The sequence below is a fragment of the Cryobacterium sp. Y82 genome (genome assembly GCF_002929495.1).
Classification (GTDB): Bacteria; Actinomycetota; Actinomycetes; order Actinomycetales; family Microbacteriaceae; genus Cryobacterium; species Cryobacterium serini.
In genome coordinates this window covers 19,626-34,243 of record NZ_PJJJ01000031.1, presented here as the reverse complement: position 1 = coordinate 34,243, position 14,618 = coordinate 19,626, and the positions used below count along the sequence as shown (strand labels likewise).

Sequence of the window (14,618 nt, the reverse complement as noted above, 5' to 3'; positions counted from 1 at the left end):
ACCAGTGCGTCCCCTGGATCCTCGCCTCCTTCGCTACGCCCACGCCGCGCGTCGGTTTCTTCTGGTCGGCGCGCTGCTGGGCCTGGCGCAAACGCTCGTCGTCATCGTGTTCGCGTGGCTGCTGACCCGGGCGATCACGTTCACCGTCGCGGGGGAGCCCCTCCGCACTATCGCGCCGACCCTCACCGCTCTCGCCGGAGTCGTCGTGCTGCGCTCCGTGCTTATCTGGCTGCTCGAAATCGCGGCCAACCGCGGCGCCGCCCAGGTCAAGAGCCAGCTGCGCGCCAAGGTCATCGCCAAGATCGCCGAGCGCGGCCCCGACTGGGTCGCATCCCGGCAGAGCGCGCGGCTCTCGACGGTCGTGACGACCGGACTGGACGCGCTCGACAACTACTTCGCCCGTTACCTGCCACAACTGTTGCTGACCATGATCGCCACACCCATCCTGATCGCCGTCATCCTCTCGCAGGACCTCATCAGCGGGTTCATCGTCATTGTCGTGATTCCGCTGATTCCCCTCTTCATGATTCTCATCGGCCGGGTCACCCAATCGGTGCAGCAGGAGCAATGGCAGGCATTGCAGCGTCTGTCGACCGGGTTTCTCGATGTGGTCGGGGGCCTTGGAACCCTCAAGATTTACGGCCGGGAACGACGCCAGTTCGATCGAATCAGGTCGATCACCGAGGAATACCGCACCCGCACCATGAAGGTGCTGCGCGTCTCGTTCCTCAGCGGTTTCGTGCTCGAACTCGCCGCCAGCCTCTCAGTCGCGCTCATCGCCGTGTCGATCGGCCTGCGGCTCATCGACGGAGCCCTGCTGCTCGGCGTCGGCCTGTTCGTTCTGCTGCTCGCACCGGAGGTTTTTCTGCCCGTGCGCCAGGTCGGCGCACAATTCCATGCCGCATCCGACGGGCTCGCCGCCGCCGAAGAACTATTCGCTATCCTCGACGACGAGACGACGTCCGAAATCTCGCGAGCGGATTCCGCCGCGCACACGGTGCAGTTCGGCTCGGGCGCCTTGCTGCTGGATGGAGTCTCCGTTCGGCGCGGCGACACCCTCGTAATCGATCATGTGCACGCGAAATTTTTCCCCGGGCAAGTCAGCGTGGTGCGGGGAGTGAGCGGGGTCGGCAAGTCGACCCTCGTCGCAGCCCTGCTCGGTTTCATACCGTTCACCGGTACCCTCACCCTCGATGGTGTGACAGTGCCGGCCGGCGCGACGCGCGACTGGCTGGCTTGGGCCGGCCAGCGGCCGGGCCTGTTCCGGGGGACGGTGGCCGAGAATGTGGCCCTCGGGACGGCATCCGCTGATCACACCGGCCGCAACCAGAGCCTGGTCGTGCAGTCACTGCGCTGGGCCGGCGTTGCCGAGGTGTCACCGGCCACGGTTCTCGGGGTGAACGGTGAGGGTCTCTCGGGCGGTCAGGCGCAACGCGTCGCCGCAGCGCGAGCCATCTATCGGGCCCTCGCGACCGATTGCCACGTGCTGATCCTGGACGAACCGAGTTCGGCGCTCGACTCTGACGCCGAGGCCGGTCTGCTCGTCGGGCTCCGACACCTGGCCGACCAAGGGCGCGTGGTGATCGTCGTCAGCCACCGCGCGGCCGTCGTGGCCGCCGCAGACAACGTGATCGAGCTGCAGGAGTTGACTCATGCCTGAGGTCACGCTCAGTACTCCTACCCGCGACGTATTGCGCCTCGCCCAGCCTCGCCCGCGCTGGTTTGTTCCCGGGCTGCTGGCGGGTATCGGCAGCGCCGTCCTGGCGGTAGCACTCCTGGCCTGCTCAGCCTGGCTGATCACCGTCGCGGCAGGGATGCCGTCCCTTGCGGTTTTAGGCCTGGCCGTCGTCGGGGTTCGCGCCTTCGCCATCTTCCGTTCCGTGTTTCGCTATCTGGAACGGGTATCCAGCCACGACTCCGCGTTCCGGCAGCTCGCCGAGCTGCGCCTCGGCATGTTTCGACGCATCGTGCCCATCGCCCCGGCCGGGCTCACCAGCACCGGGCGCGGCGACCTGCTCACTCGGCTCGTGCGGGATGTCGACGATCTTCAGGACCTGCCGTTGCGCGTCGTGCAACCGCTCCTGGTGGCGGCAATAACCGCCCTGCTCAGCGTGGTCGGTATCTGGCTGATCGTGCCGGCTGCCGGACTCACGCTGCTGGTCTGCCTGCTGCTGGCCGCAATACTCGGAACGTTTTTCTCCGGCACACTTTCCGCACGTGCCGATCGTGAACTCGCGCCACTGCGCGGATCCCTCGCCGACGAGGTGCTCGAAATCGTGGAAAACCTCGATGTGCTCACCGCTTTCGACGCCCTCAACCCGCGTCTCGAACAGCTCGCGCAAACTGATGCTCGTCTCCGCAAGGCCGCCCTGCGCCGATCGGTCGGGATCGGCGTTCAGTCGGCGGTGGTATCGCTGTTCGCCGGCGCGGCAACGCTCGGGGCTCTGTATTTTGGTGTCCCGGCCCTTGATAGCGGCGGTGGTCTGCTCAGCCCCGTGCTACTTGGCCCCACCGTGATCGTGGCCGTGCTCGTACCGATGGCTGTGTTCGAGGTCTTCGGCATGATTCCCCTAGCCGGCTCGGCCTGGCGGCAGGTACGGGTGGGTGCCAGCCGGGTCGCCGACGTGGTTCCGACGGCGGTACCGGGGGAGATCCCCGTCGACGGGGTCGACCCGCAGACTCTTTTTGCCCCCGATCGGGCCATAGGCCCGGTCGTTCTGGAACTGACCGACCTCGGTGCGCGCTGGCCAGGGCAGCACCAACCCGGCGTGGCCGGCGTCACCCTGCGGTTGGCGCCGGGCGACCGCGTGCACCTGGCCGGGCCGAGCGGCGCGGGCAAGACCACCCTCGCCCAAACCCTCGTGCGCTTTCTCGACTACACCGGTTCCTATCGATTGAATGGGGTTGAGACGCGGCTGCTCGCCCAGTCCGAGGTAAGACGCATGGTCGGACTGTGCGAGCAGCGCCCCTGGTTGTTTGATGACAGCATCCGCCAGAATTTGTTGTTCGCCCGCGATACCGCCACCGATGCCGAGCTCGACGCGGTGCTGGCCCGCGTCGGACTCACGGAGTGGTCTCGCGCACGCGGCGGCCTCGACGCCCGGGTGGGCGAGCGTGGCTCGCTGGTCTCCGGCGGCCAGGCGCAGCGCATCGCCCTGGCGCGGGCCCTGCTCGCCAATTTTCCGGTGCTGATCGTCGACGAGCCCACTGCCAATGTCGACAGTGCCGGGGCGGATGCCCTCGTGCGCGACATCCTGACGGCCGCGGCCGATGCACACCGCGCAGTGTTGCTCATCTCGCATACCCCGGTGCCCGACGAGCTCGTGACCGCCAGGGTCACGCTGCCGGCCCGTACCGGAGGAAACCCGCAAGATCAGTCCATGTGACGCAGTTCGCGGCGGTGCAGCCATTTCTTGATGAAGAAGACCGCGAGCACGAACAGGGCGATCACCCCGACGAAGAGGTAGCCGGCGAAGTGCAGGCGGCCACTCAGCTCGCGGTAACCTTCCGCCGCAGCCGATCCGACGCTCACGTAGGCGAGGGACCAGATGATGCAGGCGGGAACGGTCCAGGCCATGAAGGTGCCGTACCGCATACGGCTCATTCCCACGGTGAGCGGGATCAGCGAGTGCAGAACCGGCAGAAACCGAGAGATGAAAACGGCCAACCCTCCGCGCCGGTCGAGGTAGGTCTCAGCGCGCGCCCAGTTGTGCTCGCCGATGCGCCGGCCCAGCCGGCTGCTTCTGATGAACGGGCCGAAATGGTGCCCGAGGGCAAAACCGATGCTCTCCCCGGCTAGTGCTCCAACGATCACGGCCAGAACGAGGCTGACGAATTCCACCGGGCTGGCTACCCCGGTGCTGGCAACGATCACAATGGTGTCGCCCGGTATGACCAGCCCCACCAGTACCGAGGTCTCCAACAGCATGCCCACGCCGGCCAGGAGCGTTCGAATGACCGGGTCGACGCCGGAGACAGTGTCGAGGATCCACGTGAGGATGTCATTCATTGTGCCCAGCCTACGTGCCGCGCGCGATTCATCAAGGTCGTCCCGGTCGGCACCGCTGCCGAAAAGCTAGGCTGTTGTGGTGACTGGCACCGTGCAGAGCAAGCTCCTGGCTGGCTGGTTCGACCCTGCCGTGGTTTTTACGACGCTCTATGCTTCCGACCGGTATTCTTTCTGGCTCGATGCCGGCCCGGGCGTGCGCACCGGCGTCAGCTACCTCGGAGCGGCGTCGCCCGGATCCCGCTTCGTCACGGCTTCGGTGATAGAGGGAACGGTCACCAGCACATACGTGTATCCCGAGGATGCTCCGCCCCCGGTCAGCACGCACGAGACCGTCTTCAAGTTTCTGCGTCGCGACTTCACCGGCGCGAGCCGACCGGCAAACGCGCCTGCGCACCGGGACGGGTTTGAGCTCGGTTGGGTTGGCTGGCTCGGCTACGAGCTGGGCGCGAACACCGTGGGTACGCCCACGCACGAGTCGCAGTACCCGGATGCCGCCCTGCTGGAGATAGACCGCATGATCCGGTTTGACCACGGTAACCGTACGGTGACGCTGGTGGCCCGCGCGAGTGCATCCGAGACCGAAGCGTCTGTCGCCGACTGGTTCGACCAGGTCATTGCCGCGCTCACGGCGACCGAGACGATGAACCACGTACCACCCGCACCGACCCGCAATGCCTCCCCGCGGGCATCCGCTGGCCCAAAGTGGCGTCACAGTCCCACCGACTATTCCGCTCTGATCGAGACCTGCCTGGCTTTCATCGGCGACGGCGACGCCTACCAACTGTGCCTGACCAATGAGATTCGGGTGCCGGGCGAGTGGCACCCGGTCGAGACCTACGGCCGGCTGCGAACCGGCAGCCCGAGCCATCACGGCGGTTTGCTGCGCTTTGGTGACGTGGCGCTGTTGAGCGCGAGCCCTGAGCAGTTTCTGCATGTGGACCGGGATCGACGCATCCGAACCAAACCGATCAAGGGCACCCGCCCACGCTCGAACGAGGCGGTCGAAGACGAACGGCTGAAAGTCGAACTTGCGCGCAGCGACAAGGAACGCGCTGAGAACCTGATGATCGTCGATCTCATGCGCAACGATCTGGGTCGCATCGCCCAGCTCGGCACCGTTGCTGTCTCGACTCTGCTCGCCGTGGAAAGCTACCCGCATGTCCACCAGCTGGTCAGTACCATCGAGGCGAAACTGGCACGGGGCGTCACCGTTGTCGACGCCATCGAAGCGTGCTTTCCGGCCGGTTCCATGACGGGTGCCCCGAAACAGAGCGCGATGACCATTCTGCACTCGCTCGAGGGGGGTCCGCGCGGTATCTATTCTGGGGCGTTCGGCTACATCGGAGCGGATGGCGTTGCCGACCTGGCCATCGTCATCCGCAGCATCGTGCTCGATTGCACGGGAGCCAGTATCGGCACCGGTGGCGGAATCACCGCTCTGTCGATCGCCGCCGAAGAGATCAAAGAGACCGAAATCAAGGCGGCCGCGCTGCTGGCGAGCCTCGGCATCGCCGCGCCCTAGTAATCTAGAACGCGTACACGTGCGCTTCATCGCGCGTGCGCCCGAGCAAATGCTCCCGCATCGATCATGTATATCCCCTGCAATGAATGAGAGTCACGTGGCACACGAGCACGAAAGCGTACGCATTGACGCGCGCGACGAGAGCGACGAAGAAGTGTATGACTTCGCGGCGATCCAGGCGAAGTGGCAACCCATCTGGGAAGAGCTGGCACCGTTCAAGACGAGCGCCGAGGGTGACACCCGCCCCCGCAAGTACGTGCTCGACATGTTCCCTTATCCCTCCGGCGACCTGCACATGGGCCATGCCGAGGTGTACGCGCTCGGCGACGTCGTCGCCCGCTACTGGCGCCACCAGGGCTTCAACGTGCTGCACCCGATCGGCTGGGACTCCTTCGGGCTGCCCGCCGAAAACGCCGCCATCAAGCGGGGCATCGACCCGCGCGGCTGGACCTACGACAACATCGCCCAGCAGAAGAAGAGCATGAAGCTCTACGCGACCAGCTTTGACTGGGACCGCGAACTGCACACGAGCGACCCCGAATATTACAAGTGGACCCAGTGGCTGTTCCTACAGCTGTACAAGAAAGGGCTCGCCTACCGTAAGGACAGCTGGGTCAACTGGGACCCGATCGACCAGACCGTGCTCGCCAACGAGCAGGTACTGCCCGACGGCACGAGCGACCGCAGCGGCGCCGTGGTCGTGAAGAAGAAGCTCACCCAGTGGTACTTCAGGATCACCGACTACGCCGACCGCCTGCTGGATGACTTGAACCAGCTCGAGGGCACCTGGCCGGCCAAGGTGCTCAACATGCAGCGCAACTGGATCGGGCGCTCCATCGGAGCGGATGTCGACTTCGCTATTGAGGGCCGCACGGAGCCCGTTACCGTGTTCACGACTCGTCCAGACACGCTTTTCGGAGCTACCTTCATGGTCGTGGCGCCAGATTCTGACCTTGCCGCCGAACTCGTCGCCGAGGCCACGCTTGACGTGCAGGAGGCGTTCCAGGACTACCTCGTGCAGGTACAACGCAGCACCGAGATCGAGCGTCAGTCCACCGACCGGCCGAAGACGGGCGTGTTCCTCGGTCGCTACGCGATCAACCCGGTCAACGGCGAACGTCTGCCCGTCTGGGCCGCCGATTATGTGCTCGCCGACTACGGCACCGGCGCGATCATGGCCGTGCCAGCCCACGACCAGCGCGACCTCGACTTCGCCCGCGCGTTCGACCTGCCCGTGCGGGTCGTCGTCGACACCAACTCCCCGGCCACCGGAATGATCCCGGTGATCACCCAGGGTATGCTCGACGGCACCGAAGAACTGCCAGAACTCGACCCGCTCAGCACCGGCATCGCCCTGGCTGGTGAGGGCCGCCTGATTAATTCGGGCCCCCTCAACGGCCTGAGCAAGATCACCGCCATCAAGCGCATCATCGAGCAACTGGCCGCCGACGGGCTCGGCCGCTCCGCCAAGAACTATCGTCTGCGCGACTGGCTCGTCTCCCGCCAGCGCTACTGGGGCGCACCGATCCCGATCATCCACGGCGCCGACGGCACCGAGATCCCGGTGCCCGAAGACCAACTGCCGGTGTTGCTGCCGCCCGCAGAGGGTCTTGATCTGAAGCCACGGGGAACGTCGCCGCTGGGCGGAGCGACCGACTGGGTCAATGTGCCAAACCCGATCGACGGCACTGCGGCGACACGCGACGCCGACACCCTGGACACCTTCGTCGACAGCTCCTGGTACTTTCTGCGGTTCTTGAACCCGAGTGATGACACCAAAGCCTTCGACCCGAAGGAGGCCGAGAAGTGGGCCCCCGTCGACCAGTACGTCGGCGGAGTCGAGCACGCCATCCTGCACCTGCTCTACGCGCGCTTCATCACGAAGTTTCTGTTCGACGAAGGCTATGTGAGCTTCACCGAGCCCTTCACCGCGCTGCTCAACCAGGGAATGGTCATCCTCGACGGTGCCAAGATGAGCAAGAGCCGCGGCAACCTTGTCTACTTCACCGAGGAAATCGAACGCCACGGTGTCGATGCCGTACGCCTCACAATGGCCTTCGCCGGCCCGCCCGAAGATGACATCGACTGGGCTGATGTGTCCCCGGTCGGCTCGGCCAAGTTCCTCGCCCGCGCCTGGCGCGTCGCGCGCGACGTAACCAGCGCGCCCGATGTGGAGTGGAAGACCGGCGACGTCACCCTGCGCCGTGTCACCCACCGGTTCCTCGCGGATGCGCCCGGCCTGGTGGAGTCGTTCAAGTTCAATGTCGTCGTGGCACGCCTGATGGAACTGGTCAACGCCACCCGCAAGGTCATCGACACCGGTGCCGGCCCAGGGGATGCCGCAGTGCGTGAAGCCGCCGAGGCCACCGCCATGGCGCTGAACCTGTTCGCACCCTACGCCGCCGAAGATATGTGGGAGCACCTCGGCTATGAGCCGTGCATTGCTCTCGTGCCGTGGCGTAAGGCCGAGCAGACCCTGCTCGTGCAGGAGTCGGTGACGGCGGTCGTGCAGGTCGACGGAAAAATGCGTACCCTGCTCGAAGTTTCGCCGAAAATCTCCAGCGACGACCTGGAGAAAATGGCGCGGGACGCCGCTGCGGTCATCCGTTCGATCGGTGATCGCGAGATCATCAAGGTAATCGTTCGCGTGCCCAAGCTCGTCTCCTTCGTCACACGACCGTAACGCAGTGAAGGCCCCGATCGATCGTACGTGATCGGTCGGGGCCTTCTCCCCAGCCCTGCTTCCCGCTCGGCTGTGCACAGATCGGTCGACCGGCGGCAAGCGGATGCTCCGCGCGGCCTAGCCTGCCAGCATGCAGCCCGACCGTTCCCCCCTCGATCTGGAGCGCCTCGCTCCCGCAGCCCGCGGTCGGCCCCGCATGCGGGTCGGCGTCGGAGCGGCAGTCGTGCTGCTGCTGCTCGCCCTCGTCGTCGCCGTCATCGTGTCCGCCGTCGGCCAGCAGGCCGGGCAGCGCACGGTCGGGTCCAGAGCGGTATCGATCTCCCCCGGCAGCAGCGCGACATTTGAACCGTTCGACGCGGGAGCGGGCGAGGGGGGCGCGCCCGGCCAGGCGACAGCGACAGACGCCGGCGTCATCATCTTTGTGCACGTTCTGGGAGCTGTGGCCCGTCCCGGCCTGTTTCAACTGCACGATGGCGACCGAGTCATGGACGCGATTGCTGCTGCCGGTGGCAGGACAGCGGAGGCCGATCCAGCGGGCGTGAACCTGGCGCGTCTTCTCAGTGACGGCGAGCAGTTCTATGTTCCCCGACAGGGCGAGGTCCCACCGGAGCTCCCCGCAACGGCCGGCGGTTCGGCGAACGGCGGTTCGGCGAACGGCGGTTCGGGGGGAGCCAACGCGAAAGCGCCCAAGGTGAACCTCAACACGGCAACGGTGGCCGACCTGGACTCTCTGCCTCGGATCGGCCCGACCATGGCCCAGCGAATCCTGGACTATCGCGCGAAGACCGGCCGGTTTACGAGCATCGACGGGCTGCGTGACGTCGCTGGGATCGGCGACAAAACCTTCGAGGCTCTCAAAGACTTCATCACGATATGAGCCTCGATCTTCGGCTTGCGGCGCCGGCACTTGCTGTGTGGCTGACCGCCGGCCTGCTGATCGGCGCGCCCGACGGGGCCGTCGCCGTCGCTGTGACGCTGTGGCTGGTGGCGGGTGGCTGTATCGGCATACTGGTGATCAGCAAAATGCCACGGCGCATCGAGTGGCCGACAGCGCCGAGGTACACGCGCTGGCAGACAGCGAGCGCCAGCGTGGTGCTCTGCTGCGCCGGCGCAGCGCTCGTGGCCACCGCCGTCGGCGTGTGGTCGCCGGTTCGGCTGCCGCCGGAGGTGCGCGACGCGGCCGGGTCGCACGCGCCGGTCACCGCCACACTCACTATCTGGTCGGTTCCGGTTGCGGCCAAGGCCTTCATCGGCAGCGGAACGTCGGGACGGGTGCGGTACAAGGCCACCCTGACCCAGATCGAGAGCCGCGGCACAACGGCGCACGTCTCGAGCCCGGTCGTGGTGTTCGCCGAAGCCGCCAGGGGCGGAACCGAACCTGAGATCGGGTCAATCCTCGAAGTGCGCGGCACGCTGCGCATGACTGAGCCCGGTGATGCCACGGTCGCCCTGTTATTCACCACCGAAACAGCGCGTCGTGTCGCGGCGCTCCCGTGGTGGTTGCAGTGGGCCAACGAGCTGCGAGGCGGGTTCAGGGCGGCCGCGACGAGCCTCGCCGGCGACGGGGGAGACCTGCTGCCGGGCCTGGCCATTGGCGATACGAGCGCTGTCAGCCCCACCCTTGATGCTGCAATGAAGACCAGCTCACTCAGCCACCTAACGGCGGTGTCCGGCGCCAATTGCGCGATCGTCATAGCCGCGATCATGTTGCTCGGCGGCTATCTCAGGATGCGCCGCTCCTGGCGCATCGTGCTCTCGGTCCTGACATTGCTCGGCTTTACTATTTTGGTCACACCGGAGCCGAGCGTGCTGCGCTCGGCAGTCATGGCCACGCTGACCCTCGCCTCGATCGGGGCCGGACGACCGGGACGGGGCGTGCCAACCCTGCTGTTCGTTGTGATCGGCCTGCTGGTGAGCGATCCGTGGCTGGCTCGCAATTATGGGTTTGCGCTCTCGGTACTCGCCACTGCCGGACTACTCGTGATCGCCGGTCCGCTGAGCCGGGTGCTCGGTCAGTGGATGCCGTCAGCCCTCGCCGCCATCATCGCCATTCCGCTCGCGGCCCAGCTGGCGTGCCAGCCGGTACTGATTCTGCTGAGTCCCAGCCTGCCGCTCTATGGCGTTCCGGCAAATATTCTGGCTGGCCCGGCCGCGCCCGTGGCGACAGTGGTCGGGCTGGTCGCGTGCCTGGCCTTGCCGGTGCTGCCCGGGGTGGCGTCCGGGCTGCTCGCACTGGCGTGGATTCCCTCGGCCTGGATTGCCGCCGTCGCGCAAGCGGTTTCGACCCTGCCGGGTAACCGGCTGCCCTGGCCGGGCGGCGCGTGGGGGGTGCTGCTGCTCGCCGTCGGGACCGTGCTCACCCTCGTCGTCGCGCTGCGCGGGCCGGGCGCGCGACCTGCGCGATAACCGGCGGCAGTGTTTGCCGTGCTTTTGGTCGGGCTGGGCGGCTATGCCGGGTCGCTGATTGGCGCCGGAATCGGCCGGGTGGTTTCCTTTCCACCGAACTGGCAGGTCGCGGCGTGTGACATTGGCCAGGGTGACGCCGTGGTCGTGCGTGACGGCGACGCCTATGGTCTCGTTGACGTTGGACCAGACCCCAAGCTGCTCAGTACCTGCCTTACTACCCTGGGCATAACTCGCATCAATCTGCTCGTTCTCACCCACTACGACCTCGACCACATCGGCGGGGTCGATGCCGTCATCGGCCGGGTCGACACTGCCCTCGTCGGCATGCCCGAGAACGCTCAGGATGAGAGCCTGCACGCGCGCCTCACCACGGGCGGGGCTACCGTGCGGCAGGCCGCGCGCGGCGATTCCGGCACCCTGGGCGGCCTGCACTGGAACATCCTCTGGCCTGTTCGTGGAGCGACGACCATGCAGGTCGGCAACCCGGGAAGTATCACCATCACTTTCGACGGGCGGGGCATCCGTTCTATCTTTCTCGGCGACCTGGGGCAAGAGGCACAGGATGCCCTGCGACGCGTGTCACCGCCGGGGCGGGTCGACGTCGTGAAGGTGGCCCATCACGGTTCGGCCGACCAGAGCCCGGAGTTGTACGCGCAACTTCGTGCTCGTGTCGGATTGATCTCGGTCGGACTGAAAAACACCTACGGTCACCCCACCGACAAGCTGCTCAATATTCTCGCGTCGGTCGGCACTCTGTCAGTGTGCACCGATCGGGAGGGGATGTCGGTCGTGGCGCCGGGAGCCGACGGCACTCTCGTACTCTGGACGGAGAAGGTCGCCGCCCGAGGTTCGCCAGGGCCACCGACCGGAACGCCGGCCGCGTTGAGGATGGGGTTTAGCGCGCCTGGTTTTGGTCACTGGTGGCCGTCAGCGCTGCACTAGCCCGCCCAGCCCCGCCCGGCGCAGCCCACCGCACCGACCCGCGCCCTCTGCCTGGTCGGCGGGGCTGAAGGGACGGCACCCGACTGGCATCATCACTTCATCGACTTCCAACGCGACCAGAGTATGGCCGACGTCTGGCGGTCTACGAAGGCGGGGCTCCGCAGCGGAGAGCTGACCAAGCGCTATACCTCCATAAGCACCGCCAACGACCAGGGCAAGACCTCCGGCGTGAATGCGATCGGCGTCATTGCTGCGGCCTTTCGCCAGCAGGGCTCTGCTGTCGACCTCGACCTCGGCTCGATCGGTACCACGACGTACCGTGCCCCGTTTACACCGGTGTCGTTCGCGGCCCTCGCCGGACGACAGCGGGGACCTGTTCGACCCCGCCCGCCGCACCTCTATACACACCTGGCACGAACAACGCGGTGCCGTATTCGAGGACGTTGACCAGTGGAAACGGCCGAGGTATTACCCCCTGCCGGGCGAGGACATGGACGCCGCCGTGCTGCGTGAATGCGCGGCCGTGCGCGGTTCCGTGGGCTATATGGACGCCACGACCCTGGGCAAGATTGAAATACGTGGCACCGGAGCGGGGGGAGTTTTAAACTGCATTCACACCAACGCGTTTAAAAAGCTGGCACCCGGCTCGGCCCGCTACGGCGTCATGTGCACCCCCGACGGCATGATCTTCGACGATGGGGTGACGCTGCGACTGGATGACGACCGCTACTTCATGACCACGACCACCGGCGGCGCGGCGAAAGTGCTGGATTGGCTTGAGGAATGGCTACAAACCGAGTGGCCGGAGTTGGACGTGAGCTGCACGTCGGTGACAGAGCAGTGGACCACCATTGCCGTCGTCGGGCCGAAATCCCGCGCGGTGCTGAGCAGTCTGGCGCCGGTGCTGGACCTTTCCACCGAGGCCTTCCCGTTCATGACGTTCCAGGGAACCGTGCTCGTCTCCGGCGTCGCGGCCCGAATCTGCCGCATCTCGTTCTCCGGCGAACTGGCCTACGAGATCAATGTGCCGGCCTGGTATGGGCTCCAGACCTGGGAAGACGTGACCATAGCCGGAGCGGAGTTTGACATCACTCCGTACGGTACGCAAACCATGCACGTGCTGCGCGCGGAAAAGGGCTTCCCGATCGTCCGCCAGGACACAGACGGCACCGTAACCCCGCAGGACGCGGGAATGGAATGGGTGGTCTCCAAGGTCAAGGAGTTCATCAGCAAGCGCTCGTATGCACGTGCCGATGCGCGTTCGGAGGGTCGGAAACACCTGGTGAGCGTGATGCCCGTAGACGGCACCATCCGGTTGCCGGAGCGGACTCAGCTCGTCGATGCAGACGTGCCCATCACTCCCAGTGCCGGCCCCGTTCCAATGCAAGGTTTCGTCATGTCGAGCTATCACAGTGCGGCTCTGGGCCGGTCCTTCGGACTCGCGCTAATCAAGAACGGTCGAAATCGGATCGGCGAACGACTGGTGGCTGTCCTCGGAACAGAGCGGGTGGACGTTGTCGTGGGGAATACACTATTTTTTGATGTCGAAGGGAAGCGCCGAGATGGTTGACACGATTGAAAGCAAGGCTGGCATGCGTGAGTTTACGTCGGCGGAGGGTAAATCATGGCGTTAAGCGTGTTGGACCTTTTTTCGGTGGGCATCGGGCCTTCCTCCTCGCACACGGTGGGCCCGATGCGCGCGGCCAAGCGCTTTGCCGATGGGCTGGTCCGCGACGGACTCCTGGACGGCGTCCTGCGGGTGCGGGTGGAGTTGCTCGGCTCGTTGGGTGCGACCGGCCGCGGCCACGGCTCGGACAAGGCCGTGGTGCTGGGGCTCCAGGGCCAGACACCGGAAACCGTGGACATTGCAACAGCGGACGATCAGGTGGCGGCGGCCGCGCTGGACGCACGGTTGATGCTGGCTGGCCGGCACGGCATCGACTTCAACTTCACCGAGGATGTGCTCCTGCACCGGCGAAAGTCATTGCCCGCACACCCGAACGGCATAATCTTTCGGGCCATGAGCCGCGACGGGGCCGTTGTGCGGGAGCGCACGTATTATTCCGTCGGTGGAGGGTTTGTCGTGGATGAGGAGGCCGTGGGGGTGAACCGGGTGGTCGTGGACGAAACCGTTCTGCCGTACCCGTTCACCACGGCCGATGAGCTTCTGGCTATCTGTGCCCGGGAGGGACTGGGTATCTCCAACGTGATGCTGGCCAACGAGCTCACGTGGCACACGGAGGTCGAGGTGCGAGCGAAGCTGCTGAACATCTGGTCCGTTATGCAGGCATGCGTGGCGAACGGATGCGCTGCAGACGGAATTTTACCCGGCGGCCTTCAGGTTCCGCGCCGGGCACCGGCGCTGTTCCGAGCTCTGCAGGCGCCGGAGGACCCCGCTGACCCTCTGCGGGCGATGGAATGGGTCAACCTCTTCGCTCTTGCGGTCAACGAAGAAAACGCGGCAGGCGGCCGGATCGTAACGGCGCCCACCAACGGGGCGGCCGGCATTATCCCGGCCGTGCTGCACTATTACTTGAAGTTCGTCCCCGGGGCCGACGACGACGGCGTCGTGCGTTTCTTGCTGACAGCCGGGGCGATCGGAATCCTGTTCAAGCTCAACGCGTCTATCTCCGGCGCTGAGGTCGGATGCCAGGGTGAGGTGGGATCGGCCTGCTCTATGGCCGCCGGCGCCCTCTGTGAAGCGCTGGGAGGAACGCCCATCCAGGCGGAAAACGCCGCGGAAATCGGAATTGAGCACAACCTGGGTCTGACCTGCGATCCCGTGGGTGGACTCGTGCAGATTCCGTGCATCGAGCGAAACGCAATTGCCAGCGTCAAAGCCATCAACGCCGCACGGCTGGCCCTCTATGGGGACGGCAGCCACAAAGTGTCACTGGACAAAGCCATCAAGACCATGCGCGACACCGGCGCCGACATGATGACCAAGTACAAAGAGACGTCTCGGGGTGGCCTCGCCGTGAATGTGATCGAGTGCTGAGATAAGTACCCCTTCTGCCAGGCAAGCGCCGGAAACGGTTCGCTACAGGCTCACCTTG

Annotated in this window: 9 protein-coding genes and 1 pseudogene; 9 read left to right on the top strand and 1 reads right to left on the bottom strand. The window is 65.7% G+C overall.

Annotated elements, in window-relative coordinates:
- The first annotated feature begins 4 nt into the window (after positions 1-4).
- A complete protein-coding gene (cydD, locus tag CXY70_RS08050) occupies positions 5-1,660 on the top strand; it encodes a thiol reductant ABC exporter subunit CydD (RefSeq protein WP_104191860.1) in 1,656 nt (551 codons plus the stop codon).
- Positions 1,653-3,386 carry a thiol reductant ABC exporter subunit CydC gene (cydC, locus tag CXY70_RS08045; RefSeq protein WP_104191859.1) on the top strand — a complete coding sequence of 578 codons (1,734 nt, stop codon included), beginning with the start codon at positions 1,653-1,655 and terminating at the stop codon, positions 3,384-3,386. The genes cydD and cydC overlap by 8 nt, the downstream gene beginning before the upstream one ends.
- Here cydC and CXY70_RS08040 read toward each other — a convergent pair.
- On the bottom strand, positions 3,374-4,009 hold the full coding sequence (locus CXY70_RS08040; RefSeq protein WP_104191858.1) for a DedA family protein: 636 nt from the start codon (positions 4,007-4,009) through the stop codon (positions 3,374-3,376). The genes cydC and CXY70_RS08040 overlap by 13 nt on opposite strands.
- A 79-nt stretch (positions 4,010-4,088) precedes the next feature.
- Between CXY70_RS08040 and CXY70_RS08035 the strand changes: the two genes are divergently transcribed.
- The 7 genes and pseudogenes from CXY70_RS08035 (at position 4,089) to CXY70_RS08005 (ending at position 14,560) form a co-directional block, all read left to right on the top strand.
- A complete protein-coding gene (locus CXY70_RS08035; RefSeq protein WP_233205827.1) occupies positions 4,089-5,531 on the top strand; it encodes an anthranilate synthase component I family protein in 1,443 nt (480 codons plus the stop codon).
- A 97-nt stretch (positions 5,532-5,628) separates the two neighbouring features.
- The gene (gene leuS / locus CXY70_RS08030) at positions 5,629-8,214 is read left to right on the top strand and encodes a leucine--tRNA ligase (protein WP_369852234.1); all 2,586 of its coding nucleotides are present in this window, start codon (positions 5,629-5,631) and stop codon (positions 8,212-8,214) included.
- A gap of 130 nt (positions 8,215-8,344) precedes the next feature.
- A complete protein-coding gene (locus CXY70_RS08025) occupies positions 8,345-9,091 on the top strand; it encodes a helix-hairpin-helix domain-containing protein (protein ID WP_104191856.1) in 747 nt (248 codons plus the stop codon).
- Entirely contained in the window at positions 9,088-10,620 is a 1,533-nt protein-coding gene (locus tag CXY70_RS08020; protein ID WP_104191855.1) for a ComEC/Rec2 family competence protein, read from the top strand. Before CXY70_RS08025 ends, CXY70_RS08020 begins: the two co-directional genes overlap by 4 nt.
- A gap of 9 nt (positions 10,621-10,629) precedes the next feature.
- Positions 10,630-11,562, top strand: a complete 933-nt coding sequence (locus CXY70_RS08015; protein ID WP_104191854.1) for a ComEC/Rec2 family competence protein — start codon at positions 10,630-10,632, stop codon at positions 11,560-11,562.
- Positions 11,563-11,592: 30 nt separating this feature from the next.
- Positions 11,593-13,132, top strand: a pseudogene (locus CXY70_RS08010) (glycine cleavage T C-terminal barrel domain-containing protein); the annotation flags it as partial.
- A 54-nt stretch (positions 13,133-13,186) separates the two neighbouring features.
- On the top strand, positions 13,187-14,560 hold the full coding sequence (locus tag CXY70_RS08005) for an L-serine ammonia-lyase (protein WP_104191853.1): 1,374 nt from the start codon (positions 13,187-13,189) through the stop codon (positions 14,558-14,560).
- Positions 14,561-14,618 lie beyond the last annotated feature (58 nt).

Coding starts and splice junctions, on each gene's coding strand:
- CXY70_RS08040 (WP_104191858.1), bottom strand. CDS start 4,009: ATGAATGACATCCTCACGTGGATCCTCGACACTGTCTCCGGCGTCGAC.
- CXY70_RS08020 (WP_104191855.1), top strand. CDS start 9,088: ATGAGCCTCGATCTTCGGCTTGCGGCGCCGGCACTTGCTGTGTGGCTG.
- CXY70_RS08005 (WP_104191853.1), top strand. CDS start 13,187: ATGGCGTTAAGCGTGTTGGACCTTTTTTCGGTGGGCATCGGGCCTTCC.
- cydC (WP_104191859.1), top strand. CDS start 1,653: ATGCCTGAGGTCACGCTCAGTACTCCTACCCGCGACGTATTGCGCCTC.
- CXY70_RS08025 (WP_104191856.1), top strand. CDS start 8,345: ATGCAGCCCGACCGTTCCCCCCTCGATCTGGAGCGCCTCGCTCCCGCA.